23 protein-coding genes are annotated in these 26,010 nt (G+C 41.5%); 5 read left to right on the top strand and 18 right to left on the bottom strand.

Features of this window, described 5'->3' with window-relative positions:
- Positions 1 to 40 precede the first annotated feature (40 nt).
- From BrL25_RS11745 to blaOXA, 13 genes are all read right to left on the bottom strand, one after another.
- The gene (locus BrL25_RS11745) at positions 41 to 1,183 is read right to left on the bottom strand and encodes a sulfate ABC transporter substrate-binding protein (protein ID WP_018672004.1); all 1,143 of its coding nucleotides are present in this window, start codon (positions 1,181 to 1,183) and stop codon (positions 41 to 43) included.
- A 127-nt stretch (positions 1,184 to 1,310) separates the two neighbouring features.
- The gene (locus tag BrL25_RS11740) at positions 1,311 to 1,460 is read right to left on the bottom strand and encodes a YezD family protein (protein ID WP_373413112.1); all 150 of its coding nucleotides are present in this window, start codon (positions 1,458 to 1,460) and stop codon (positions 1,311 to 1,313) included.
- Between the two features lie 235 nt (positions 1,461 to 1,695).
- Positions 1,696 to 2,715, bottom strand: coding sequence for a 5-oxoprolinase subunit C family protein (locus tag BrL25_RS11735; protein ID WP_018672006.1), 1,020 nt, complete (start codon positions 2,713 to 2,715; stop codon positions 1,696 to 1,698).
- A complete protein-coding gene (pxpB, locus tag BrL25_RS11730; protein WP_018672007.1) occupies positions 2,712 to 3,488 on the bottom strand; it encodes a 5-oxoprolinase subunit PxpB in 777 nt (258 codons plus the stop codon). Before pxpB ends, BrL25_RS11735 begins: the two co-directional genes overlap by 4 nt.
- Before the next feature lie 23 nt (positions 3,489 to 3,511).
- Entirely contained in the window at positions 3,512 to 4,159 is a 648-nt protein-coding gene (gene pcp / locus BrL25_RS11725; RefSeq protein ID WP_026315190.1) for a pyroglutamyl-peptidase I, read from the bottom strand.
- Between the two features lie 13 nt (positions 4,160 to 4,172).
- Positions 4,173 to 5,126, bottom strand: coding sequence for a DUF979 domain-containing protein (locus BrL25_RS11720; protein WP_018672009.1), 954 nt, complete (start codon positions 5,124 to 5,126; stop codon positions 4,173 to 4,175).
- Positions 5,127 to 5,153: 27 nt separating this feature from the next.
- The gene (locus tag BrL25_RS11715) at positions 5,154 to 5,846 is read right to left on the bottom strand and encodes a DUF969 domain-containing protein (protein WP_018672010.1); all 693 of its coding nucleotides are present in this window, start codon (positions 5,844 to 5,846) and stop codon (positions 5,154 to 5,156) included.
- A 78-nt stretch (positions 5,847 to 5,924) separates the two neighbouring features.
- Positions 5,925 to 6,692 carry a 5-oxoprolinase subunit PxpA gene (gene pxpA / locus BrL25_RS11710; RefSeq protein WP_018672011.1) on the bottom strand — a complete coding sequence of 256 codons (768 nt, stop codon included), beginning with the start codon at positions 6,690 to 6,692 and terminating at the stop codon, positions 5,925 to 5,927.
- A 114-nt stretch (positions 6,693 to 6,806) separates the two neighbouring features.
- Entirely contained in the window at positions 6,807 to 7,550 is a 744-nt protein-coding gene (locus tag BrL25_RS11705; protein ID WP_018672012.1) for an IclR family transcriptional regulator, read from the bottom strand.
- Positions 7,551 to 7,795: 245 nt separating this feature from the next.
- Positions 7,796 to 9,820, bottom strand: a complete 2,025-nt coding sequence (locus BrL25_RS11700) for a peptidoglycan D,D-transpeptidase FtsI family protein (protein ID WP_018672013.1) — start codon at positions 9,818 to 9,820, stop codon at positions 7,796 to 7,798.
- Between the two features lie 31 nt (positions 9,821 to 9,851).
- A complete protein-coding gene (locus tag BrL25_RS11695; protein WP_026315191.1) occupies positions 9,852 to 11,912 on the bottom strand; it encodes a penicillin-binding transpeptidase domain-containing protein in 2,061 nt (686 codons plus the stop codon).
- A 217-nt stretch (positions 11,913 to 12,129) separates the two neighbouring features.
- On the bottom strand, positions 12,130 to 12,858 hold the full coding sequence (locus BrL25_RS11690; RefSeq protein WP_018672015.1) for an FHA domain-containing protein: 729 nt from the start codon (positions 12,856 to 12,858) through the stop codon (positions 12,130 to 12,132).
- Positions 12,859 to 12,963: 105 nt separating this feature from the next.
- The gene (blaOXA, locus tag BrL25_RS11685; protein ID WP_018672016.1) at positions 12,964 to 13,818 is read right to left on the bottom strand and encodes a class D beta-lactamase; all 855 of its coding nucleotides are present in this window, start codon (positions 13,816 to 13,818) and stop codon (positions 12,964 to 12,966) included.
- 251 nt (positions 13,819 to 14,069) lie between these two features.
- Here blaOXA and BrL25_RS11680 point away from each other — a divergent pair, with 251 nt between their 5' ends.
- Positions 14,070 to 14,843, top strand: a complete 774-nt coding sequence (locus BrL25_RS11680) for an ABC transporter ATP-binding protein (protein WP_018672017.1) — start codon at positions 14,070 to 14,072, stop codon at positions 14,841 to 14,843.
- Complete coding sequence (locus BrL25_RS11675; RefSeq protein ID WP_018672018.1) at positions 14,815 to 16,707, top strand: ABC transporter permease; 1,893 nt, start codon at positions 14,815 to 14,817, stop codon at positions 16,705 to 16,707. Before BrL25_RS11680 ends, BrL25_RS11675 begins: the two co-directional genes overlap by 29 nt.
- Before the next feature lie 69 nt (positions 16,708 to 16,776).
- Here the strand turns inward: BrL25_RS11675 and BrL25_RS11670 are convergent, their stop codons facing one another.
- The 5 genes from BrL25_RS11670 to BrL25_RS11650 all read right to left on the bottom strand — a co-directional run bounded on the left by BrL25_RS11670 (position 16,777) and on the right by BrL25_RS11650 (position 22,953).
- On the bottom strand, positions 16,777 to 17,847 hold the full coding sequence (locus BrL25_RS11670; RefSeq protein ID WP_018672019.1) for a DUF418 domain-containing protein: 1,071 nt from the start codon (positions 17,845 to 17,847) through the stop codon (positions 16,777 to 16,779).
- A 171-nt stretch (positions 17,848 to 18,018) separates the two neighbouring features.
- Positions 18,019 to 19,857, bottom strand: coding sequence for an ABC transporter ATP-binding protein (locus BrL25_RS11665; protein ID WP_018672020.1), 1,839 nt, complete (start codon positions 19,855 to 19,857; stop codon positions 18,019 to 18,021).
- Positions 19,858 to 21,582: an ABC transporter ATP-binding protein gene (locus BrL25_RS11660; RefSeq protein WP_018672021.1), complete on the bottom strand. Its 1,725-nt coding sequence runs from the start codon at positions 21,580 to 21,582 to the stop codon at positions 19,858 to 19,860.
- 91 nt (positions 21,583 to 21,673) lie between these two features.
- The gene (locus BrL25_RS11655; protein ID WP_018672022.1) at positions 21,674 to 22,105 is read right to left on the bottom strand and encodes a MarR family winged helix-turn-helix transcriptional regulator; all 432 of its coding nucleotides are present in this window, start codon (positions 22,103 to 22,105) and stop codon (positions 21,674 to 21,676) included.
- A 233-nt stretch (positions 22,106 to 22,338) separates the two neighbouring features.
- Positions 22,339 to 22,953, bottom strand: coding sequence for a DedA family protein (locus tag BrL25_RS11650; protein ID WP_018672023.1), 615 nt, complete (start codon positions 22,951 to 22,953; stop codon positions 22,339 to 22,341).
- A 362-nt stretch (positions 22,954 to 23,315) separates the two neighbouring features.
- On the opposite strand from BrL25_RS11650, the gene BrL25_RS11645 reads away from it, so the two are divergent.
- From BrL25_RS11645 to rfbG, 3 genes are all read left to right on the top strand, one after another.
- Positions 23,316 to 24,029, top strand: a complete 714-nt coding sequence (locus BrL25_RS11645) for a glycosyltransferase family protein (protein WP_018672024.1) — start codon at positions 23,316 to 23,318, stop codon at positions 24,027 to 24,029.
- 132 nt (positions 24,030 to 24,161) lie between these two features.
- Positions 24,162 to 24,929 (top strand): glucose-1-phosphate cytidylyltransferase, encoded by a 768-nt coding sequence (gene rfbF / locus BrL25_RS11640; RefSeq protein ID WP_018672025.1) that lies wholly within the window; start codon positions 24,162 to 24,164, stop codon positions 24,927 to 24,929.
- A gap of 1 nt (position 24,930) precedes the next feature.
- Entirely contained in the window at positions 24,931 to 25,992 is a 1,062-nt protein-coding gene (gene rfbG, locus BrL25_RS11635; RefSeq protein WP_018672026.1) for a CDP-glucose 4,6-dehydratase, read from the top strand.
- Positions 25,993 to 26,010 lie beyond the last annotated feature (18 nt).

The following is a 26,010-nucleotide window of genomic DNA, read 5'->3' as shown; positions in this document are numbered from 1 at the left end:
GTTTTACACCACCTTGTGAGTCAGTTGATTCTAATACACGTTATGGTTGATAAATTTGATCAAAAATTCCTCCATCAGCAAAATGGACTCGATGAGCTTCCTGCCAATTTCCAGCTATTTCTTCAATAGTGAAGAGCTTGATGGTAGGAAATTGATTTTCATATGCTTTGGCTACAGACTCTAGTCGTGGCCGGTAAAAATTCGCAGCTGCAATTTTCTGCCCTTCCTCCGAATACAAGTATTTCAGATAAGCCTCTGCTACTTCTTTTGTACCTTTTTTGTCAGTGACTTTATCCACGACGGTCACAGGTGGCTCTGCTAAAATACTAACGGAGGGTACGACGATTTCCACTTTGTCCTTCCCGATTTCATTGATTGCCAAAAACGCTTCATTTTCCCAAGCAAGAAGTACATCGCCAATTCCCCGCTCGACAAAAGTTGTTGTGGAACCGCGCGCTCCAGAATCCAGAACGGGCACATGCTTAAATAGCTGTTGCACAAATTCTTTAGCCTTTTCGTCGCTGTTGGGGTTGAGTTGTTTGGCATAGCCCCAAGCAGCTAAGTAGTTCCATCTAGCCCCTCCTGACGTTTTAGGATTAGGCGTTATTACTTGAACGTCTTGTTTTAGTAAGTCGTTCCAATCCTTAATCTGCTTTGGATTACCCTTACGAACGAGAAACACAATGGTAGAGGTATAAGGGGAGCTTTTTTGTTCCAAGCGGGATTGCCATTCTTTTTGAATAAGTCCTTTATCTGCAATAGCATCAATGTCATATGCAAGCGCTAACGTGACAACGTCAGCTCCCAGCCCATCAATAACTGAGCGTGATTGCTTACCAGAGCCACCATGTGATTGCTTGATGGTAACAGTTTGACCTGTTTTGTTTTGCCAGTAATCAATAAAGCCTTTGTTATAAGCCTGGTATAACTCACGTGTCGGATCATAGGAAACATTTAGTAGCTCAATTGGTTTAGACGACTGTTTATCATTGCTAGAAACAGCTGTGGTGCTACCTGCTCCGTTAGCTCCTTTATCAGTCTCTGAACCTGTCGGGAATGCTCCCCCTCCGCATCCTGCTACTACAAGCGCCAAACTACCGGAAAGAAAACAGGTTAACCATCGAAGTCGCTTTTTTCTGTTTAGAAATGATGCATTGGTTATGATCGTAGAGCTTATTTTCATTGAGTTACCTCCCTAATCTTCTCTAGTTCATCCGATCAAGCATGTTGCACATGTATACAAAAAAAGACTCCTCTCGCTCATCCTTCACTGGCGAACGTAAGGAGCCTTCGGTTGTCCGATCGGCACTCTATCCTTTTTGTCTTTTTGAAAATTCTTTCTTTTCTAACGAATAACGATGACGCTCCACACGCTCAATTTGTGTGATGTTCGAATCATGGATCGTAATATGCACGGAGCCATACTCAATACCTTTCAAAGCATCTAAAATTTTCTGCATCCATAGGTCTTGTCGACTTGCCTGTTGTTGTTCAGACATACCGTTTGCCTCCTTTATGCCTGTTCCACCTTTTTGATAGACATCAAAAATTAGGAAACTTTGTATTTGAGTTTAATCACATAATTCCTATATGTCAAGTTGGAATTAAACAAAAAAAGCATATTTCCTGCGACATGCACAAGAATATGCTTAGGTGTGAAAATAAGGATTCTACTAAAGTGAATTAGCTCTATGACTACCGCATCATTTGCAAAAGAATGCCTTGCTGCAGTTCAATAAAAAATTGTTCCCGCTCCATCAGTAGCTTTTCAGATTCGTCCCTTTCTATCTCTGTAAACATGATCTCTTCCCCTGGCTTCATCTGGGCCAAAATCGGTAAATCTACTGTAGCAACCTGACCAATTCGTGGGTAACCTCCCGTCGTCTGTCGATCAGCGAGTAAAATAATAGGGTACCCCTCTGCCGGTACCTGAATCGTCCCAAAGGCTACAGCCTCTGATAATAATTCAATCGGTTCTACCAAATCAAGCATCGCCCCCTGAAGACGATAGCCCATGCGGTCTGATTGGGGCGTAATTTTATAGGGGGATTGAAATAAATTCTGTTGGCTTTCTGATGTAAACAAGGAAAAATGGGTTCCTCGACTAATGCGCACTTGTGGATTTCTTCGGTACGTCGCTAGGCAATCAGCGCTAACACTCCAATCTACACTTGTCCAGCTCCTCAATGATGTCTGCTTGGCCAACCTGTTGTACCATTTCTCCAGAAAAGCGCGCGTCACATTAGCTGGCTCGCCCACTGATATATAGTCGCCTGCCTGTAAGCTTCTGCCCTGATAGCCCCCCATTCCTGCACGCGCATATGTACTGCGGCTACCTAGCACCTGCTCGACCTCAATCCCACCTGCAATAGCTAGGTAAGCGCGACAGCCCGTCCGACAACCTCCACCTTTCACAACCGTACCTGATCTGACAAAAATAGGACGCCACATAGGTAAACGCTCACCATTGATTGTAAAAGACAACTCTGCTCCTGTAATTGCAATGAGGCTATCGTGCTCAAAAGCTAACTCTGCTCCTGTAAGCGTCATCTCTAACGTGGCAAGCTGCTCTGCATTGCCCACCAGCATGTTGGCAATTCGCAAGGCCATAGGGTCCATCGCTTCGCTGGTAACAACCCCATATTTTCGAAAGCCAAACCGCCCTTGATCCTGGATCAATGTGAGCAACCCCGGTTTGATAACACGTATACTCATGACTCTTCCCCTCCCCATTCCAGATATTCCTGTTGGGTAATCGGACGGAAGCGGACAGTATCACCTGCTTGTAAGTAGCTAGGTGGATTCTGTTTGGGGCGAAACAACGCAAGAGGTGTCCGACCAATCAACTGCCAACCGCCTGGGGTTTCTATCGGATAGACGCCCGTCTGCTCTCCACCGATACCTACTGAGCCAGCGGGAATCTGTAAGCGTGGGGAAGCTCTTCTTGGAGTAGCAATCTCAGTGGACATTCCTCCAAGATACGGGAACCCAGGTGCAAAACCAATCATATAAACCTTATACATAGCCTGGGAATGAATACGAATAACTTCTTCTGGAGCAAGCTGATGATACTTGGCTACCTCCTCCAAATCTGGTCCATACTCTCCTCCGTAGCAAACGGGAATTTCAATTACTCGGGAGTGACTCTCTAATTGGCTAATATGCCCTGCTAACATCCCACGCACTTTATTCACTACGATCTCATATGCGGTGCTGTCTGACTGTTGGTTCACTACCTGTTTAACCGTGATAGGATCATAATAAATCGCCACACTTGTAAAAGCCGGCACAAATTCAATCATGCCTGGAAACGGATGCTGTTCGATATGAGTAGCAAAAGCCTGTACAAGCTGGTAAATATCCGCGTTACCATTGTCCGCCAATTTGAATTGCACCAACACTGCTGCATCTCCAAGCGGTAGAATTTGAACAGGCCATTTTTGTTCGATCGTTTGTCCTTCTATCTGTTTATCTGGCTTTTGCTTCACCTGATCACCTCTACCATCTATCTCTAACTGATCTGTCCTTCTATCGCCTTAATATCTTGTTCGACTCCTACACTGGTCCGAACGACGACCTCCAAAGCCTTTATAACGCACATCAAGCTCATACTAGGCTGCCCAGGGAACCGAACGGCCTGTTCAGGTAAATAGGGAATATGAATAAAACCACCCTTTGTTCTTGTATAACGCGTAGAAATCAGATGAGCCAATCCATAAAAGAGATGATTACAAACGAATGTACCGGCTGTCTGAGAAACGGATGCAGGAATCCCGACCAGACGAACTTCTTTGACAATAGCCTTAATTGGCAACGTAGACCAATAAGCTACCGGCCCCTCTTCTATAATAGGCTGATCGATTGGCTGATTTCCTTCATTATCCGGAATGCGTGCATCATCTGTATTAATCGCTACCCGTTCTACTGTGATATCTGCACGCCCTCCCGCCTGTCCGACACAAATAACCACGTCAGGTTGTACCTCTTCCATGATGGTTTCCAAGACTTCCAGAGAGCGATGAAATACAGTAGGAATTTGTTTAATGATTACTTCGACATCGGGGATATCAAATTGTATGCATTGTTGTACTGCTTCCCATGCGGGATTAATCTGTTCCCCACCAAAAGGATCAAAACCAGTTAACAAAACTTTTTTCATCATGATATTCCCCCTAGAACAGCAAATAGTACATCAAAAAGATATTAATTCCTAACAATAGCAAAGCAGTAGGAGCCTGTGCTTTTATAACGGCATTCTTATCAGGTAAATCTAATAGAGCCGCTGGAACAATATTAAAGTTGGCTGCCATCGGAGTAAGCAAAGTGCCACAATAACCAGAAAACATACCAATTGCTCCTAACACGGCCGGGTTTCCTCCGTGCATTTGCACTAACAAGGGTAGACCAATACCAGCAGTCATGACGGGAAAGGCTGCAAATGCATTCCCCATTACCATCGTGAACAAGGCCATTCCCAGTACGTATGCAACTACCACTAAGAAACGATTATCCACCGGAATCGCAGAGCTTACCAGGTCAGCAATCACTGTGCCCACTCCTGCTGCTCCAAATAGCGCTCCCAATGTGGCTAGCATTTGAGGCAAGACAGCAGCCCAGCCGATCGCATCCAGCAGACGACGAGACTCTTTTACTGGTTGAATACCTTTGGTTTTGGTAATGCTCATCGCTACCACTAACGATACTAAGCAAGCTACTCCCAAGCTCACCAGTGTAACGTTCTGTTGATCAAGTAAAAATATTTCGCCTATTTTGGCATTTTTCAACAAAACACTACCAATTACGGTCACAACTGGAATTAATAGTGCTGGGATAAACAATCGATTCCCAAAGCGTTTGGCGCTAGCCTCTCTTTGTTCATCCGTTGTTTGCTGGTACGTCCCCAGTCGGACCCCGCCCAAGCCAGCAATAAGCGCCATTAGCAACACAACAATTCCCATTACAAATGAAGAAACCAGTTTGCCTCCTAAAAAGGAAAAGGCAAATAACGCCCAGAAAAGGGAGGTGGTAAAACGGCGAGAATTACTTTTATCTCTTAACGCTAAAATCGCAATAATGACAAGAAACACGCCGGCAAGATAATAGATAAAATCTAATTGGATGAACATAGCGGTCACCTTCCCTTCCATGTATTCCTACGCACTTTTGCGCAGTTGTTTGCTTTCTTCCATGTATCTTCTGATTTTTCCATCAAATAAATATAATCTTGTGCCATGAATCAGGAAGGCCGCAATGGCAGTTGGAATCCCCCATACTGCTATATGAAGAGGTTCAAGCGAGATACCGTTTTGTTGGAAGAATCCATGCATCAATAGGACTGCACCAAAAGCGATAAAAATATCTTCTCCAAAAAATAAACCAATATTATCTGTAGCTGCTGACTGAGCCTTAATCTTGTCACTTAGCTCTTTAGGTAGTTGACCGTGCTTGTTCTCAGCAGCCCCTTCTGCCATCGGTGCTACCAACGGACGAACCATCTGAGCATGTCCACCTAAGCTGGTTAGTCCTAGCATGGCAGTCACTTCTCGTACAAATAGATACAAAATCAATAATCGACCTGTAGTCGCTGCTTTTACTTTTCGAATTAATCGCTGTGACTGTTCCTTTAGCCCGTACCGTTCCAATAGCCCAATAATCGGTAACGTTAAAATAAACAACGATAAATAGCGGTTCTTTTCAAAAGCTTCTCCGAACGTAATTACTATTTGTTCAAACGATAAATTCCCCGCCAAACCCGTAGCAATCCCTGCCACTGTAACAACGAGTAATGGATTAAAGCGCAAAGCAAACCCGACAATAACAATTAAAATTCCGATCAGTGATAACATGGACAACCTCCCTTTATCTATTGGAATCTACCTGTTTATCTCTATCTAGTGAAAACTGTGTTTACTCATTACAGAGCACTATGCTTGATGTCCCACCGTTTCAACTCTGATCTGTTTGTTCTCTAATTGTGATCGAATCTGTCTGGCAAAGGATAGAGCATGAGCACCATCACCGTGAATGCAGACTGTATCTGCTTGAATCCTCACATCTGTTCCTTGCTGTGAGATGACTTTCCCCTCCTTAACCATTCGAATTACTTGGCTAACCGCTTCGTCCGTATCGGTTAAAACAGCATTAGGCTGTCGGCGTGGGGTAAGTGATCCATCGCTTTGATAGGTACGATCAGCAAATACCTCATGGGCACTGCGTAATCCAAGCTTCTCCGCTGCCTTGAGCAATTGACTTCCTGATAACCCGTACAAGATTAAATCTGAATCCATGCTATATACTGCTTCGGCAATCGCTTCGGCCAAGCTCTCACTTTGTGCGGCCATGTTGTACAAAGCTCCATGCGGCTTCACATGATGCAGAATACCCCCCTGTGCTTGTACAAAGGCATGTAGGGCTCCAATCTGATATATCACCATATCATGTGCCTCACGTGGTGAGATGTCCATCGTACGGCGGCCAAAGCCGATTAAATCAGGCAACCCTGGATGTGCTCCAATCGCTACCCCTTTTTCCAGAGCCATGTGAACCGTCTGACGCATGGTAGATGGATCTCCCGCATGATAGCCACAAGCGATATTTGCTGAGCTGATAAAAGCGAGAATTTCTTCATCATTCCCCATCTGGTAAGCACCAAAGCTCTCTCCCAAATCACAATTCAAATCTACGCGATACATCGCTTCCCCTCCCTTTGACCTGTGCTTTGTGGTACTCGGAAATACAGTACTACTCGTCCCGATATTCGGAATAATCGTTCCACTTTTTATATTTTTACTCATTATAGATTTAGTTTAATAGATTGACAAGAAGCAGTTTGCTGTCTCCACTGTTTCTTTAATCAGCAAAGGCAGTTTATCAGGCTGAAAGCGTACCTCTGGACCTGCAACACTAAGACCTGCCACTAGTTTACCCCGATGATCAAAAATAGGAGCCGCTACCGAGACAGTCTCATTCTCTAATTCCGAGTAACTAATCGTATAATAAGTTTGACGGGACTCTTCCAGCTTCTCAGTGAGCTCCTTACAAGTTGTAATAGTCCCTTTGGCAATACGTTCAAATTGAACGTTTTCTAGATATTCTTCAATCTCTGCATCTGGTAGAAACGCTAAAATAATCCGCGAACAGGCTCCTGCATATAAAGGAGAGCGCCTCCCTACTTTCGTATACAATCGCACTGGATGCTTGGTATCTAGCTTCTCGACATAAATGGCATCGGGTCCATCCTTCATAATAAGATGAACGGCTTCTCCCATCTCATCTCGTAGCTGATTCATCCAGGGAAGAGCCATTTGACGAATATCTAACCGATCGGACACCAACTGACCATATTGTAGAAAAGTTAGCCCAAGCGCATACCGTCCCTCCTCATCCTTTCGAAGAAATCCCATCTCTTCAAGTGACCCGACCATACGATGCACAGAGGTCTTGGGCTTATCAGTTACTTCTACTAATTGGGCTAACGTTAAATGTGGATGAGTAAGAAATAGAGAAAGTAAATCTAATGCTTTCACCACTGTCTTATTTTTGTGCTGCACCCTCCACTCATCCTTCCTATGGTTATAACTGCTCATGAAAATTTATATTATTATGACATATCTTATTACAGGTGTAAGTACTGTGCCAAGCAATTCGTAATCAGAAGGCAAAATAAAGTACCCTATTAGTTACAAAAAATTAGTAATAAGTTACAAATCTATACTACTTTTATGTACAAAAGGAAAAAAGCCAGCATTGCCAGGCTTTTACTCCTGTTGTGCAAATGCTAGCTTTTATCCGCTACTCATCTTAACCCTACATATTTATCATATGCTTGAAACACTGCTCGACTGATATTTGACGCAGAGCGCCCCCCATAACCACCCTCTGGTACAACCACTGCTACTGCTAGCTTAGGTTTGTCCGCAGGTGCATAGGCGATAATCACACCATTATTGACCCTGGCATGTTTTTGCCATTTCGTAATGGGTTCTCCTTTTGAATTGGTAGAAGTAACTGGGACGTAAATATCCTGTTCAGACGTACCAGTCTTTGCTGCTACCTGATAGGGAAGACCACGAAAAGCATTGACAGAGGTTCCGCCTGGTTGTGTTACCTGTACCATTCCATTACGTAAAATATCCCAATATGCTTGGGGTTGCTCTATTTTATTTAGAACCTTAGGCTTGGACTGAAGCACAATGCTTCCTTTTTCATCTACGATTTTATCTACAAGCTGAGGCTGTATCCGAACGCCATTATTGGCCAAGGTCGCGGCGTATTGAGCTAGTTGAACCGTCGTGGCTCGAACCTGTTGTCCAAAGGAGGCCTGTACCATTGCAGCCAGTGGCCCATAGTTCTTATTCATAACTAGATAATCCTCTTTGCCTTTATTCTCACTCGGTAGGTCCACTTCCGTCAACACACCTAAACCGAATTGATGATAGTACTCCTGTAATAGAGAAACGGCTCTGTTACCCTCCCTTTTGGCAACCCCTTCGCCAATACGGGCCATATACGTATTCGAGGATTTGGCTATCGCCTTTACTGGATTGAGCACACCATAATTATGACCGCTATCGTTCTTTACTCGATCGTTCCCACGACCATAGTAGTACGTAACGGGATCGGTCCATTGATCGCTCGGAGTTATAACTCCCTCATGTAAACCTAACAATACTGTAATTGGTTTCATGACGGAGCCTGAGGGGACAATTGATTTGGGGTGTTTATTATTTTCTTGTTCCGCTGAAGGGCCTGTTAATGGACGAACATCATAAGGCGCTTCACGAATTGTTCCATTGGTAACAGAGTACTTCATCTGCTCATAAGTAGCCTGATCAGGTCCATGCACCCAAACATTTGTATCATATTCTGGGTAGCTGACCATCGTAACTACCTTACCGGTATCCACTTCCATCGCTACTACATAGGCTGTTTTAGCTCCAGCAGCTAATGAAATACTTCCTCTTAATTCTGGTAGGAAATCTTTAATGAAATCTCTAGTTTCTGACTGTACACGTTCATCAATATTTAGATAGATATTTTGACCACGTATGGGCGATTCCTTCTTTAGCTCACGTTGTACGGACTGATCGGCTGCCACCTCATATAGGCGATAGCCATTTTTTCCACGTAGCTCCTTTTCATAGCTACGCTCGATACCGTCTAATCCAACCAGTTGATCAGGCAGATAATGCACTTGCTCCGTTTTATAAAACGGACTGTTCAAATTTTGAGCTACATGGTAGGGACGAACGTAGCCAATTGTCTGTACGGCTATTTGTTTGGTATCGTATTCTCTTATCGATTTCGTAACAACGTCTATCCCTGGTAAATCTTCTCGATGCTCTTCTAAATAAGCAATCTCTTCGGGGGTCAGGTCATACTTGATTTCTTTTTCCATATACTTCGGTGCATTGCGAGCGATGTTTTTCCGCTGCTCATTCTCCCAAGTAAAGCCTACATCTAGCTTTTTCACGATCGCACTTTGTGTCATTCCACGCAGGACTTTTTCTAGTTTCTTGGCTAGTTCAACAATCTCCTGTTGCTTGATACCCTCTGGTTCATGAAAAACAGCTGTGAATGAAGCTCTGCTATGTACCAACAGCTTGCCATTACGATCATAAATGTTGCCACGAACTGCTGGAATCGGATCTTTTTTGAGGGAGCGAGAGCTCAGTACCTTTTCAAACTCGCTCCCTTCAACAATCTGTATTTGAGCCAATCGAAGAATAATCGCTGAAAATAAAAAGAAAGTGATCAGAAAAATCCATTGCATACGCTTTAATCGCTGTTCCTGCTGCAGTTCTTGTTCTGCTTTATCCACAAAAGGCTCACCTTATCTTTCTCCTGTCTTTTCACTGGGAGTCTCTACTAACTACTTGCGCAAAAATTCGTTTTATCTTGGGATCAAGATAATGGCTTCCACCTCGACCTTTTACATTTTCTATCATCATCGTTAGCAATAGCCTTGGTTTATCCACATTAAATACGGTCATCCAGCCATACTCCAGCCCATTCTCACCTTTTCTTGCTTTTAATTCGGCTGTTCCCGTTTTTCCTGCCACGCGAATACCCGATGGTTTAGCAAACCGCCCTGTTCCTTGTGAATTTTCCATTACTTGAATTAGATCAGCTTTAATCAATGCTGCTGTTTCTTTCGACATCACATTTTCTTTCCAAAAGGATTGTGGCTTCACTTCCTGCTGAGTCAATGTGGGATAAACCATATTACCCTCATTTAAAAATGCGCTATAGGTCAACGTGAGATGAAGCGGTGTCATCGTTACTTCCCCTTGTCCGTACCCAGAATCAGCTAGCTGAATCTCATTCTTGATATCCTTGTTAGCTATTTTGGACTTTTTCAATGGATAGGTAAGCGGTAAATTTTCACCTATACCAAACTTTTTCGTCCCACCTAAAAAAGATTGCTCTCCCATCTGTAAAGCCGCTTGCGCAAAATAAATATTATCTGAATACACAAGAGCTTTTTCTAAAGTAACTGGGCTATGCGGGTCTTTCACTCGCGTTACCTCGTACTTACCCCATGAGGTATCCTTTTGCCAATGTAATCCCTTGACAGTCATGCCTTGCTCAGCCTTAATACTTCCTTGTTCAAGTCCGATTGCCGCCGTAATAGGCTTAAAGGTCGAGCCTGGTGCAAATCCAATGGCAAACCGATTGAGTAGAGGTTTAGCTGGATTGTTATTTAACTGGGTCCACTCTTTGTTAGATAGTCCTCGGATAAACGCATTGGGATCATACGCAGGTGTACTTAACATAGCTAATACTTCTCCAGTGAGGGGGTGAATTGCCGCTGCTGTTCCTGCATCGTTCTTCATTTCCTCATAGATAGCAAACTGTAGATCAGCATCAATGGTTAAAGTGAGCTTCTGCCCATCTTGTGCTAGTCTTTTTGCTAACACTTCCTTTTCTTGTCCTTGCTCATCAGCTATAATAATTCGCGCACCTGGCGTACCGTGTAAATGTTCCTCATAGACTTGTTCCACGCCCGCCTTCCCAACCAAATCAGTAGAACGATAACCTTTTGGTTTGTATAGCTTCCATTGCTCTTCATTCATACTTCCGATATAACCGATTAAATGAGCAGCAGCTTGACGATAAGGGTAATAACGCACCTCTCTCTTACGTATCATCAATCCCTCGATCTTTTCTAATTGATCTAAGCGATCGTCTTCCTTAGCTTGGGTTGCTAATGGAACAAATAACTCTGGCTTCACCCATTTCGCATTTCGTTTCGTGTCAATTTGTTCTAAGGTCATATCCAGTAGAGTGGCCGCTTTTTGTTTCTGGTCGTCTGAATTCTTATCCCATTTTACGGGTATTACCCCTACTTCATAAGCGACCCCTGTTGTAGCTAATAAAATTCCATTGCGATCTACAATTTCCCCTCGCTGTGGCAGGATTGTTTGGACCCTTACCTTATCTTTCTCCTTCATGCTAGGAAAAATGAGGGATTCATTCCATTTGATATACCAATCTTTTTTTCCACTTTGATTTTCGCGTACCATCGTTACTTTATGTGTAAAAGTAAGAGAACCAGCTATCGTATCCATGCTAACCTGATAGGGCAGGTGAATTTCCTCGTTTTCAGTGATGGCTTCACGTCCCAGTGAAGTATCTTTCATTTGCAAATGATTGGCTTCCATCCCGTTATAAATGGTTTCATAGCGGCCTATGAATTCCGCCTTCGTCATTTTTTTCTTTGTATCCACAGATAGTTGTTCATACATTTGGGCAAAATCCTGTTTACCCCAGCTATCCAAATACTCCTCAAACCGTTTTTCTGCCCGATCCTTTACAACACGCGGATCATCTTCCATTAGATGGGCGTAAATAAAAATTCCTCCTGTTGCAAGAAGAACCGCTGCTATAGATAAAAAGAGTATTCTTTTCATGATAAATCCACTCCCTTCTTCTAAAGATAGGTCATACGTCTCCCAATAAACATATTGTTCCATCATCAAATCGCTGATAAATCGCTCATATATACATGAGATAGCCCATCGTCGTATCAAAATTGTACATAGCAAAAAAGCCAGAAGAAAAACAACCGAACTCCCTCTCTTATCAGAACGGAAATCCCTTGTTTTGCCTTCTGGCTTTTCTGCTTTTTTATAAGTCCAACATATATCCGTACCGCGGTATGGTGATAATTTTATCACCGTACTCACCCAACCTCTTACGTAAACGGTAAACCAATGCATTAATTTCGGCTCGACCTACATCTGGCAATCCATCTACTGTGGATGTTCGTTCTGGCCACACATGCACTTTCATCTCATCATAGCTAACAGCTTGATTTACACGCTCGTACATGAGCATCAACAAATCAATATCTTTTCCCGATAAATAAAGACAATCCCCATCCAGCAGGATTTCTCTTCTCTCCACATTGATGGTTAAGCCCTTCACATCCATACTTACATGAACTGCCACTGGCTCAACCTGTTTCGCCATCTGATCCTTACTAGCACCAAGCGGTCGAATAAACTCCCTTGTTACATCCAAGTCATTTTCCAATGTAAAGAAAATAAATTCTGCCTCTCCTTTTGCCAATGTAATACGATCTCCGTATTGTAAAACATGCGGGGCATTCTGGAGCGGTTGTCCATTTACCTCAGTTCCATGTTTACTGTCTAGATCATAAAGAACGTATTGATTTCTCTCTTGGCGGATGACAGCGTGCTGTCTTGATATAAATAAACTGGTAAAAGATAAATCAGGTTGATACGTCGCCCCACGTCTACCAATTGTACATTCGGTCTCTGTAATGAATTTTTTGACCGTTGTCTGGTTGGAATCTCCTTTTTTAATGAAGAGATATGCTTCTACTCCCAACATGATATCACTCCAAATAACAGTTAATCCTTCACTCTATTATAAACGATTCTGATACGTCAACAAGAGCTGCTTAGTTTGCAGCCCTTGTTCTTTCCCTTTATCATCCTATTTGTTTTGGGATGGCGTTGGGAGCATGTTATATTTCTTGAGGATTTGTAATGTAATATTTTTAGCTTTTATTCCAGAAGAGCTTCCTTCTCCATTTACATTGGTAACAAAGATATAAGGATGTCCCTCTACCGTAACAAATCCTACAAACCAGCCAACTGGCGGTGTATTGCGTGTACCTGTTTTACCATAAAGCGTGTATAAATCCTCATCCTGCTGAATCATCATACGTTTAACAGTCTTCATTACTTGCTTATCAAACGGTAATTGTTCTTTATATAGCTTTTCTAAGAAATCAGCTTGTTCAAGCGGTGTGATCTTTAATGAGCTGTTTAGCCAAAACTTATCAATCCCACCAGTAATATCCTGATTTCCATAGGAAGCTTTATGTAACCATTCCTTCATTCGATCTGCACCGATATCACGGGCCAACTGCTGATAGTACCAAACGGTTGAATAGCGCATCGCCGAACCAAGCGTATGATCCTTGTTCCAGACATCAAGGTCGCGCTTCACACCATCCCAGCGCTTCACGGTATATTCATCGTCCACTGCTTTTACTTGAAGACCAATTAAAGCATTCATGACTTTAAAAGTAGATTCAGGTGCTTGCGGTTGTTTCGCTCTTTCTTCATTAAAAATAAAGGTCGAATTTTTTTCCAGATCACGTAGGATAAACGTACCTTCGTCGTTCGGAAAAAATTCTTTCACTTCCATTTTTGATAAATTAACGATCTCTGTTTTTTCAGGTATATTTGCAGGTCTTTGTAGCTCAGACTCCTTTGCCATTACTGAGCATCCAGCCATTGCCACACTTAGTAGTAACACCGCACCATATTTAAGTAGTCTCATTATCGACACCCCACTTTATTTTTACAATTGTTTTCTATTTATAACGATTTGTAATGTCCTCTATCGCTTCCTGCCTATACCAATATATGCTAGCAGGAACACTAAAAACATGCTTGGATCGTTATAAACCTATGAGAATATGATGATAAAACCATGATACGACGCTCAACTTGACTGACACCTAACGGAATGATACTCTAAACGCGACTCTTGACCGGAATAAATAAAAGAAGTGGAGGTGTATGTGTGACATGGGACTTCTTCAGGTAACAAACGTTAGCAAAATATATGGGGGGAAAATTCCCTATCGAGCTTTAACCGACGTGAATTTCCACATAGAAGAGGGCGAGTTTATTGCGATAATGGGGCCGTCAGGTAGCGGTAAAACGACCTTATTGAACCTTATCGCTACAATTGATATCCCGACCACTGGACATATTCTATTAAATGGTGAAAACCCACATAAAATCAAAAAATCAAAATTAGCAGTGTTTCGCAGACGTAATCTAGGCTTTGTGTTTCAGGATTTTAACCTATTAGATACGTTAACAATGGGTGAAAATATCTTATTGCCACTCGCGCTTGATTTTTACAAGATTCCTGACATGAAACAGAAATTGGATGAGATCGCTACGCAGCTAGAGATTAGCCACATTTTACAAAAACGGCCCTATGAGGTATCGGGGGGGCAAAATCAACGTGCTGCCATTGCTAGAGCCATCATCCATTCTCCCTCACTTTTACTAGCAGACGAGCCTACAGGTAATCTGGATTCCAAATCAACACGTATTGTCATGGAGACCTTGCAAAACATTAACGTTACAAAAAAAACCACGATGATGATGGTGACACACGATCCTGTAGCGGCAAGCTACTGTGATCGCGTTTTATTCATCAAGGATGGCACCCTATATAATGAGATTCAACGCGGAGAGAGTCGCCAGGTGTTCTTCCAACAAATTTTAGATGTTCTTGCGCTTTTAGGGGGAAGTACCTATGACCTTTCTACAGTTCATCGCAACTAATGTACGGCGTAAATTTAGGTTTTATTTAGCTTATTTTTTAAGTGTCACTTTTGTCATTATGATTTATTTTACCTACGGCATGTTTATTTATCATCCAGGAACAACCACACAAGGTCTACATTACTTGGTGGTTAATGGAATGACTGCAGCCGAAGTAATCATCTTTTGTTTTTCCTTTGCTTTCATCTGGTACTCTACGAATATCTTTCTTAAGATGCGTAAAAAAGAATTTGCCGTTTTAGCTATACTTGGTATTTCGCGTTGGCAAATTAATTTTATGATATTTATGGAAAACCTGTTGTTAGTCACTTTATCTATGGTAGCTGGTATTGGATTTGGCCTGCTATTCTCCAAATCCTTCTTCATATTCGCTTCAGCCATTCTTGATATGGAGGAAATACCATTTTATATACCTACCGAGGCACTTTTGCTTACAGTTGCTTCATTTTATACTGCATTTTTGCTGATCTCTTTGTTTACTTTGTTTACAACGAAGCATCGGAGTATCAAGGTTTTACTTGATGAGTCACGTAAACCTAAAAAGGAGCCTAAAGGATCTGTTATTTTAGCTCTTTTCTCTATCCTTTGCATTGGATCAGCCTACTATATTACGTTTACACTCAAAAACGATATCTTTGAAGTCATAAGGTGGATGTTTATTGTCATCCTATTAACCTGTGTTGGTACTTACTTTTTCTACTCACAATTTGGGGCATTCTTAATTAATTGGGTTAAGAAAAAACCCATTCTCTACTGGCGTGGAACCCGGATCATCTGGCTATCCGATCTAGCTTATCGCATTAAGGATAATGCCCAGATGTTTTTTATGGTAACCATTGTCTCCACCGTCGCCTTTACTTCGGCAGGAGCCTTGATCAGTGTCCTAGGTATACTTGGTATGGTAAAGGATACACTTCCACTGACAATCGAGTATACGTACCATAACGATGAGAAGCTTGAGAGTAAAAAATCGACACAAATCATTGAAGATCACCTAACTAATTATCATGTAAACTATCAGCGAGTCGAGGTAGAGGATTTATATTTTTCCAAGCCTGCACGTGCAGATGTAATAAAGGTATCGGCTTATAATCAATTAGCAGCACTTCTAGAGCGTGAAACGTATCAAATTAAGAAAGGGGAGGCCCTTTGGATTAGAGCAAACTATTTACCTCAGGATGGTAGCCCTGAACTTCTTACAAAAGACGGCAAGCCTTTTCGCTTGGTAAACAAGATAGACAAGCCAATCCTTTCTTACCAATGGAACACATTAGCTGTATCCGATGAAGACTTTGCCTATTTGAAGGAAAAAGCATCCTCTAGCTATACCGTTGTAGGCTATGTTGTTCATGAGTGGAGAAAGGGAGGACCTATCAATAAAGATGCGGTAGCCTTCTCAAAAGAAATAAACCAAAAGCTGGCTCAAGACCAACACCCTCTAGTCCGTGACGCCTACTATTCTGAAGCTAAGCGGGCAGTTGGCAGTGCGCTATTTATCGGCTTATTTGTAGCCGTCATATTTTATGTTTGTGCGGGAAGCTTTTTATACTTCCGACTCTACATGGATCTTGACCGGGATAAACAATATTATCAAACAATCTCTAAGATTGGCTTATCAATAGAAGAATGGCAAAAAAGCATGACTGTCCAGATCGCTCTACTCTTCTTTGTTCCATTCACATTGGCTATCGTTCACACGTCAGTCGCTTTAGTTGGCCTGCAAAAGGTATATTCAAGTGGTACCTTCGTTTCCATTTTTAAAACATCGATTCTAAGCATTCTGATCTTCTTTGTACTTCAACTCGTTTATTTCCTAATTGTTCGCTCTCACTTTTTACAAAAACTAAAAAGACACCTTGTTTAAAGATACAAGAAAACAGCCATTGCGTTGCTTATACTGCTACGCAATGGCTGTTTTGATTCTTCATAAGAATTAAGTTGTCGCTCTTTCTTTCCGTTTAAAACCGTACGTTAATTTTCTCCAAATAAACTCTAACGGACCCTGCTTGAATTTCAAGAAATACAGATTACTTATGATCAATTGAATGACAAGGATGATCATCGCCATGTAGAAGGATTGAACTAATGTATAACCATTCGACCAACCAAGCAGAGAAATGATAATAGACCCAATTATATTTTGTGTAAAATAAGAGGTTAAGCCTAGACGACCGTAATTAGCAAATGGTTTTAAGATAGTAGCCACTCGCTCATTACGTAACAGAAGGAACAGACTACTCATGTATAACAAGGCCATTGGATAAGTATCCATGCGGGAGAAAAATGGTTTGAGTATTTCTTTTAGAGGGTTATCTGTAAAATGGCACCACAGAATACCGGCAAAAGGAATGATACTCAGTATGAATGTAATAAGCTGTGTACGTCTAAACAGATGTACGTGTTTATCTACTTCCGCTACAATATTTTGTTTACCCACATAGAGTCCTAGTAAAAACATCCCCAAAATGGCAAAAGTATCGCTCTTGAAAGTGCTGATAAACTCTGGCACTGGAGTACCAAGATATGTTTGTAGGGCAGCAATCCCACTAGCTAATACTGTTATAGCAAAAAGTCCCATTGACCAACTCAGGATGGTTCGTGCCGACCTACGATAGAAGGGCATCAACAAAAATCCCATAATAGCATAATAGACTAGAATATCTCCAAACCAAGTAAGTATGTGTAAAATACCGAATAAAAAGAGTGCCCCCAGACGACGGACAAAAAGAATAAACGGTTTATCGCCACGCGCTTCTGCACGACTCATGAAAATATAGAAACCAAGTCCAAACAGGAACGAAAAAATACTGAAAAATTTCGTTGTAATGAATAAATCATACAAAAGGCGTAAGGTAGGATCAAAAGCATGCTGACTCACGGTTTGTCCTTCAATATAAGTCATATAGGCCGGTGCATTTACCAGCAAAATACCCATAAGTGCAATTCCACGCAAGATATCCATCGAAACGATACGCTCTTTTTTTGTGACCGATAGTGCGGTCATAGACACCAGTCCTTTTTCATCATAATAGTTTCGTTCGCTAGCGACTCATTGTAATTATTGTAATTAATACTAGATTTTTTAACCATGCAAGAAGATTACACGCCTCTTACATTTTTGTAAGGTTTGAAGTAAAAAAAGCTGCCCAGAATTCCTCTGGACAGCCTTTATCGCTTACGAAGCTTGATTCTTAAATTGTGTATGATACAGATTATAGTAAAAGCCCTTTTGCTCCAGTAATTCTTGATGGCTACCTCGCTCCATAATCTCTCCCTGGTTAATGACCAAGATTTGATCTGCTTCCTGAATGGTACTCAAGCGATGAGCAATCACGAAGCTAGTACGTCCTTGCATCAACACTTTCAATGCTTTCTGTATTTGCATCTCAGTTCTTGTATCAATACTGCTGGTTGCCTCGTCCAAAATCAAGATGGATGGGTCTGCTAAAATAGCTCGCGCAATGGTCAGCAATTGTCGCTGTCCTTGGCTGATATTGCTAGCATCCTCCGTGAGCTTCGTATGATAGCCGTCTGGCAAGCGCTCAATAAAGGAATGGGCATTCGCCATACGGGCTGCATACATGACCTGCTCATCTGTAGCATCAAGCTTACCGTAGCGAATATTTTCCATTACAGTTCCTGCAAATAGATAGGTATCCTGTAGCACCATACCGATAGATGAACGCAGATCCTCTTTTTCAATCTGACGTATATCCTGTCCATCCACGATGACACTTCCCTTTTGCACATCGTAGAATCTCATCAATAGATTTACAATTGTTGTTTTACCTGAGCCAGTAGGTCCCACCAGAGCGATCATCTGTCCAGGTTCGGCTGTCAGATTAATCGCTTGTAAAACAGGTTTATCTGACTTATAACCAAAAGTAACATCCTTAAATTCTACTTTTCCTTCCACTTGTCCAAGGGAACGAGCCACCGTCTGATCAGCGAATTCCGGTTCCTCATCCAATACCTCAAATACACGTTCTGCACCAGCAAAAGCTGATTGTAGCATGTTAAATTGATTTGCCATCTCATTTAGCGGACGAGCAAACTGCTTAGAGTAATTTAAAAAAGCAGTTATGATCCCGATCGTAATAGCCCCTTGTACAGCCATGTACCCTCCGATGCCTGCAACCAACGCAAAGCTTACATTATTAATAGCATTCATCAGTGGGGGAATGATTCCAGAGAAAACCTGAGCTTGAGCCCCCACTTTTTTCAAACGTTGATTTTTTTCGGCAAATTGATCGATAGTCTCTTGTTCCCGATTAAAAGCTTTTACCACCCGTTGCCCTGAAATCATTTCTTCAATATATCCATTTAATTGCCCTAGCTCTGTCTGTTGTTCTAAAAACAGCTTACGTGTACGTTCGGCAATTTTCTTTGTAATAAATAAACCAAGTGGAACCACGATGAGACTCACTAACGTTAAAGAAGGGCTTAACATCAGCATCATTCCAACTGCCCCTATAACAGTAATGAGACTGGAAAAGATTTGTGTTGTCGCTTGTGATAGTGTGTTGTTAATATTCTCCACATCATTGGTTAGACGACTCATTAAATCGCCGCGAGGCCTTTCATCAAAGAAGCGCAAAGGCAGTGTCTGTACCTTATCAAAGATATCCTTCCGCATACTCTTGACCGTCTTCTGCGATACGCTTGCCATTAGATAGGTTTGTAACCAGGAAGCAAGCGCCCCTAATATATATACGATGATTAAACTACCAACAATCTTGGCTAACAGGGGGAATTGAACCTGCCCAGTGGTTATCCCCATGCTATCAATAGCCTTTCCAATCAGTAAGGGCCCCATCAAAGCAAAGCCAGAGCTAGCCAGCACTAGGAAAAAAACCAAGAATAACGGCCAGCGCTGTTCCCGTAAATATCCCCAAAGCCGTTTGAGCGCCTCCATGGAATTTTTCGGTTTAACAACTGGAATGCCAGTCATCCCTTTTTCCATGGGACCACCCATTCCTTTTGAACGTTCCGGTCCTGATACTCCTCGATTCATCTAAATCGCCTCCTCTCTCACTTGGGAACGATAGATATCCTGATAAACATCCGAGCGTTCTAACAGCTCTTGGTGAGTTCCAATAGCTGAAATCTGGCCGTTCTCTAACACAATAATTTTATCTGCTTCGATTACAGAGCTAATGCGTTGTGCAACAATAAAACAAGTCGCATGTCCTAATTGCTCTTTTAGCGCTTTTTGAATGAGAGCTTCGGTGGTCAAATCAACTGCACTCGTGCTATCATCCAAAATAAGAATGTCTGGTTTTGTCAGTAGAGCACGAGCAATAGACAAACGCTGTTTTTGTCCGCCAGATAGATTGACTCCACGTTGACCAACCACTGTATCATAGCCGGCAGGTAATTTATCAATAAATTCATCAGCTTGAGCTGCCTTTGCTGCGGCCATCACTTGATCATCTGAAGCTTCGGGATCACCCCAGCGAATATTATCGCGTATTGTTCCAGAGAACAGTACTGCCTCCTGTAGAACCATTCCAATGTTTTTACGAAGCTCCTGTAATTTCAGCTCACGAATATCAGTTCCATCCAATAAAATGCGTCCCTCTGTCACATCATAGAAACGTGGAAGTAAATTGACCAATGTAGATTTACCTGAACCCGTAGCTCCCAAGATCGCAATTCGTTCTCCTGGTGTCACCGTAAACGATAAATCTTTCAGTACAGGTTCGCCACTAGTACCAGCATACTGAAAGGAAACATGGTCAAATTCAATCATTCCTGTATGCATTTGAACATCTTTATGCCCAACATCCGAAATCGTGGTTTTGGTATCCATTACCTCCATGATCCGATCGGCAGACACCTTTGCCCGTGATACCATCATTAGCATCATCCCAGCCATCATTAAGGCGAACAAAATCTGCGTCATATAATTGGTAAAAGCAATTACTTCTCCAAGCTTCATACTACCTATATTCACTTGAAAACCACCAAACCAAATGATCGCGACGATGCTTAGATTCATTAATAGCATCATAATCGGCATCATCAGAGCCATTGTCCGCGCTGCCTTTACGGATATATCGGCTAATTGGTCATTCTCTGTTTGGAAACGTTCCTTTTCGTAATCAGAACGAACGAAAGCCTTTACTACCCTTACCCCCGCCAAATTTTCACGTGTAACTCCGTTTACTTTATCCAAGCTAGCCTGAACTTTTTTAAACAAAGGAAAGCCTTTCTTAATAATTACCATAAGCGCTAGGATCAAAAGGGGGACTGTCACAACCAGCACAAGCGCCATTTTGGCATTCAATGAAAATGCCATAATCATCCCACCTATAAATAGCAGCGGGAATCGTGTTAGCATGCGTAACATCATCAGTACTACGTTTTGTACCTGTGTAACATCATTAGTAAGTCGTGTAATTAAAGAAGAGGTTTTGAACTGATCCAGTTTGTCAAAAGAAAAGGTCTGTATATGACTAAACAGATCTTGCCTTACATCTGCACCAAAATTTTGGGACACGATGCTGGCAAAGTAAATACAGCCTACACCGCCAACAATCCCTAAAAGAGCAACCCCTACCATAATCAAACCTGTTTGAATGATATAGGTCACATCTCCATTAGCGACACCTTGGTCTACAATATGAGCCATCAGCGTCGGTTGCAGTAAATCCATAACCACTTCAAGAAACATGAGCGCAATAGCTGCTACTGCATATTTCTTGTAAGGTAACATATACCTAAAAAGTTTACCCATTTCGCTTGGCATCTCCCTTCGTATTACTTTGATAGCTACATAAATTTAGAGGAAACAGCCAAATGATAAGCAAGCTTGCCTTGCCTTTCACTTACTCCGATAAATTTCGATGCATATGAGTTAAAAATCGTCGAAGTAAGATTTTCTCTTCCTCTCGAAAACCTTCGAAGCATTTCTTCTCAATCTCTTTAATCACTTCTTCAATCCGCTCTAGTTTCTCTTTTCCCAATTCAGTTAAATAAACTCGGGATGCTCTTAGGTCATCAGGGTCAGGATGACGTTCAATCAATCCAGATTTCTCCATACGATTAAGCATGACGGTAACCGTAGCTGCCTTTACCTTCATCTTATTGACCAGTTCCTTTTGTACTCTTCCATTTTTCTTTTTCAACAGAAACAAAACAGGCAATTGTCCTGGGTAGATTCCTACTTCATGCGACATTTGCCACATTTTATAATTATACGTTCGCACCACACGCGATAGTAGCAGTTCTAGAGAATCTAGATAAGGAGTCTCTTCCATGTTTATCACCTCATTTAGTTAGCTAGCTATATATTATGATAAACAGGATTATACTCTCTTATTACACAAGGTGCAAGAGTCCTTGCTAGAGGTAAATAAAGGGAACTATTATCAAGTAAATAAAAGGAATCGACTACCAATACTAGGCAAAATCGATTCCTCTGTATATGTATCTAGTGATTCTATTTAGGTGCCAGTGATCGGCTTGCCAACCTTCTCTACTGGGTTACTCTCTATCCTTTCATTGCATTTATCTTTTTTCTTTTCATTTTGGTAACCATAAAAAAGACTCCAACCGCTATTACCGGTAAAATAATCAGGAGATATTTGCTATAATCAGCAATCAGGTACCCAACAGAAGCAGCATTGCTACCTAAGAGGTGACCGAGAATAAAAAATATAAGTGTCCAAACAAATCCAGTCGTAAAAGAGAACAAAGCGTAACGTCGAAAAGACATTTTGCTAATCCCAACCAAGTAAGGTACTACATGGCGCACAATCGGTAGAAAGTAACTAATCACCAATGCTTGGCTCCCATACTTTTGCAAAAGATATTCAGCTCGTACAATATAGCTATCCATATGCCTTTTACGTCGAATGCGATCTAATACGGGAACTCCAATCTTATATCCTAATATATATCCAAGTGACAACCCAGAAATTACTCCTAAATAGGTAACAAAAAAGGCCGGAACCGATTGAAGAATACCAAATGAACCAACCATTCCTCCCGTCATGACAATCACTTCATCTGGAATCGGCATACCAACAATGCCTAACCATAATGCAAAAAACAAGGCAAAGTAGCCGTATTGATTAATTAACTCTAGTATCGTGTCCAAATGCACGTAATAACCCCCTGAATGTATGACAGCAAGGAAGGATTCAAGTCTACTTGTAACTCTGCCATGTTTTCTTCATATAACCATATCATATCGAACAGTTCTTACCTTTTTTATAACAGAGTTCTAAAGAATTTCTTAACTTTCTGCCTGTAGTACAAAGATTTACAGCTTTTTACGGTTTTATCTTATTCGTTCGTTACTAGCCTGTTTCCTTGTTTCAACTTTGTGTGTGACAACCTTTTCTTACATTTCATATAGTATGACGGGAGCATTTCTCTTCTATTCCACTCCCAAAAGGAGGAGGTTTTATTACTACTGTCATTTCGCATTTTTATAATGAGGAATATTTGCTTCCATGGTGGTTAATGCACCATACTCAAATATTCGACCACGGTATTCTCATTAATCGTGGTTCAACAGATCGTTCTGTTGAGATGTGTCAACTTTTTGCTCCTCATTGGGAGGTGAGAAATTCAAGGGTACCGGAATTTGATGCAATAGAAGTTGATCGTGAAGTAATGGACATTGAAACAGAGTATACAGACTGGAAAATGGTGTTAAACACTACTGAGTTTCTTTGTTGTCAAAATAAAGATGAATTTTTCTCTTCCCTGAATGCTTTAGGTGAAAACATGTATTCAATCAGAGTGATTATGCTGGTTGATGATCCAAATCATGGCTATACAGACCCTGTTTATACAATCCCCTTAGTTAATCAGCGATACCATGGTTACTTCCCCATAGATAATACACACCCCTGTGTAGGTAGACTTATTCATAAGCATGAACACGGTGCTTATACAGCCGGCAGACATTGGTCCCCACATAAATTCATTGTTTACCTAACTGCCCCTGCCTTCGTTGTAAAGTTTTTTTATAGCCCGTGGAATGATTTAACCCGAAAACGAAAACTACAAATAGGCCCCACACTCTCAGCACACAGTATCCAGAACGGTTTGGGTATCTACCATGTCACTACTCCTGAGAAGCTCGAACAATCCTATATGTATTATGCGAGCGCAACTCAAGATCTTCGTTTGATTCCGGAATACCTTGAGCTGTTTACGCACTTAAAATAATGATCCAAGCTGCTTTATCGAACCATTATTGATCATTTACACGAAAACTACACCATTATAAGGAATATTGCATAATGTAAAAGCATGAAAAGGCTTCTTAAAGGAACATTTCTGCAACTATGGGGGATAAAAATGAAAGCAGTTATTCTTGCTGGTGGGTATGGAACGAGGATTGGAGAAGAAACTCATTTAAAGCCTAAACCAATGATTGAAATAGGGACAAAACCCATTCTTTGGCATATCATGAAAATCTTTAGTTATTACGGAATCAATGAATTTATCATTTGTTTAGGATACAAAGGACATCTCATTAAAGAATATTTTTCAAATTATAACTTGCATATGTCAGACTTTACGCTCGATATGAGTAAAAATGAAGTCATTAATCATTCCAACAACGCAGAGCCTTGGAAAGTAACACTTATCGATACCGGTGAAGGTACGGAAACTGGTGGACGTATTAAGAGGATACAAAAATACGTTGGTAACGAAACGTTTTGTCTTACGTACGGAGACGGTGTAGGGAATATTCATATAAAAAAACTGATTGAATTTCACCAAAAGTATGGCAAATATGCTACGGTTACTGCGGTTCAGCCACCTGGAAGATTCGGCTCTCTTATGCTTTTGGATCAAATGGTTATAGACTTTAAAGAGAAGCCTTTAGGAGACGGTGGCTGGATAAATGGTGGATTTTTTGTTTTAGAGCCTGCCATTTTTTCCTTTATCAGTGACGACCAAACCATTTGGGAAACAAATTCTTTAGTCAAATTAGCAAAACAAAATCAGCTTGCTGCCTATCGTCACGATGGATTTTGGCATCCAATGGATACATTACGAGATAAGCAAAAGTTAATGGATTTATGGGATAGGAAAAATGCCCCTTGGAAGGTTTGGTAGAATGGAGAAATCCTTTTGGTATCAAAAAAAAGTGTTGATAACAGGTCATACTGGATTTAAAGGTACATGGCTTACTTTGTGGTTAACATCGCTTGGGGCAGATGTAATTGGGTACTCTCTTAATCCACCATCTACCCCTCATTTATTTGGAGTAGCGGAGGTATCACAAGAATGTTGTTCTATAAAGGGTGACATCACTGATTACCCGCTACTCCTGCAAACCCTCACTGAGCAGCAGCCGGAGATTATTTTTCATCTGGCGGCCCAGCCATTGGTTCAACAATCGTATACAGACCCCCTTACCACCTACCATACGAATGTATTGGGAACCGTTCATGTCCTCGAAGCAGCACGACAAACGAAAAGTGTTCACGTGATTATTAATGTTACAAGCGATAAATGTTATAAAAATGATGGGTTAGGTAATCATTCCTTTCAGGAAACGGACCCACTTGGGGGGCACGATCCATACAGTGCTAGCAAAGCATGTGCAGAGGTAGTCACTGAGTCCTACCAAAAATCATTTTTTCAGCCTGCACTTTCTTCCGTTCCACGACTAGCATCTGTGAGAGCTGGTAATGTGATTGGCGGTGGGGATTGGGCCGCAGATCGTCTATTTCCAGATATCGCAAGAGCACTGATTCATTCGTCTAAACTCAGCATTAGAAACCCAAACGCCATCCGCCCTTGGCAGCATGTCCTAGACCCCTTACATGGATATTTACTTCTTGCCGAAAAGCTATGGAATAACCCTACCTATACCCAATCCTGGAATTTTGGACCAATCGATCATTCTTATCTGACAGTTAGAGAAATGGTAGATCAAGCAGCAAGCATTTGGAACGAAAATATAGAGATAGCAATACCTTCAACTACTCCTCCCTATGAATCTCCCATTCTAACCCTTGATAGTAGCAAAGCTATCCATTCATTAGGATGGTATCCAAAATTAACTACCACGGAAGCTATTACATGGACTGTTCAATGGTACCAGCAATCTCAAGCAGGTAAAGATATAAAGTCATTCACTCGCCAGCAAATCAACAGGTTTATAAATTTATAAGGAGTTAGGAGTCTTCAG

Origin of the sequence: Brevibacillus laterosporus DSM 25, assembly GCF_002706795.1 — a bacterium.
Lineage (GTDB): Bacteria > Bacillota > Bacilli > Brevibacillales > Brevibacillaceae > Brevibacillus_B > Brevibacillus_B laterosporus.
This window is presented reverse-complemented; position numbering and strand designations above follow the sequence as displayed.

Excerpts from the sequence above, each read along its gene's own strand:
- BrL25_RS11745 (WP_018672004.1), bottom strand. The coding sequence starts at position 1,183 with ATGAAAATAAGCTCTACGATCATAACCAATGCATCATTTCTAAACAGA.
- BrL25_RS11740 (WP_373413112.1), bottom strand. The coding sequence starts at position 1,460 with ATGCAGAAAATTTTAGATGCTTTGAAAGGTATTGAGTATGGCTCCGTG.
- BrL25_RS11735 (WP_018672006.1), bottom strand. The coding sequence starts at position 2,715 with ATGAGTATACGTGTTATCAAACCGGGGTTGCTCACATTGATCCAGGAT.
- pcp (WP_026315190.1), bottom strand. The coding sequence starts at position 4,159 with ATGAAAAAAGTTTTGTTAACTGGTTTTGATCCTTTTGGTGGGGAACAG.
- BrL25_RS11720 (WP_018672009.1), bottom strand. The coding sequence starts at position 5,126 with ATGTTCATCCAATTAGATTTTATCTATTATCTTGCCGGCGTGTTTCTT.
- BrL25_RS11715 (WP_018672010.1), bottom strand. The coding sequence starts at position 5,846 with ATGTTATCACTGATCGGAATTTTAATTGTTATTGTCGGGTTTGCTTTG.
- pxpA (WP_018672011.1), bottom strand. The coding sequence starts at position 6,692 with ATGTATCGCGTAGATTTGAATTGTGATTTGGGAGAGAGCTTTGGTGCT.
- BrL25_RS11695 (WP_026315191.1), bottom strand. The coding sequence starts at position 11,912 with ATGAAAAGAATACTCTTTTTATCTATAGCAGCGGTTCTTCTTGCAACA.
- BrL25_RS11690 (WP_018672015.1), bottom strand. The coding sequence starts at position 12,858 with ATGTTGGGAGTAGAAGCATATCTCTTCATTAAAAAAGGAGATTCCAAC.
- blaOXA (WP_018672016.1), bottom strand. The coding sequence starts at position 13,818 with ATGAGACTACTTAAATATGGTGCGGTGTTACTACTAAGTGTGGCAATG.
- BrL25_RS11680 (WP_018672017.1), top strand. The coding sequence starts at position 14,070 with ATGGGACTTCTTCAGGTAACAAACGTTAGCAAAATATATGGGGGGAAA.
- BrL25_RS11675 (WP_018672018.1), top strand. The coding sequence starts at position 14,815 with ATGACCTTTCTACAGTTCATCGCAACTAATGTACGGCGTAAATTTAGG.
- BrL25_RS11670 (WP_018672019.1), bottom strand. The coding sequence starts at position 17,847 with ATGACCGCACTATCGGTCACAAAAAAAGAGCGTATCGTTTCGATGGAT.
- BrL25_RS11665 (WP_018672020.1), bottom strand. The coding sequence starts at position 19,857 with ATGAATCGAGGAGTATCAGGACCGGAACGTTCAAAAGGAATGGGTGGT.
- BrL25_RS11660 (WP_018672021.1), bottom strand. The coding sequence starts at position 21,582 with ATGGGTAAACTTTTTAGGTATATGTTACCTTACAAGAAATATGCAGTA.
- BrL25_RS11655 (WP_018672022.1), bottom strand. The coding sequence starts at position 22,105 with ATGGAAGAGACTCCTTATCTAGATTCTCTAGAACTGCTACTATCGCGT.
- BrL25_RS11645 (WP_018672024.1), top strand. The coding sequence starts at position 23,316 with ATGCACCATACTCAAATATTCGACCACGGTATTCTCATTAATCGTGGT.
- rfbF (WP_018672025.1), top strand. The coding sequence starts at position 24,162 with ATGAAAGCAGTTATTCTTGCTGGTGGGTATGGAACGAGGATTGGAGAA.
- rfbG (WP_018672026.1), top strand. The coding sequence starts at position 24,931 with ATGGAGAAATCCTTTTGGTATCAAAAAAAAGTGTTGATAACAGGTCAT.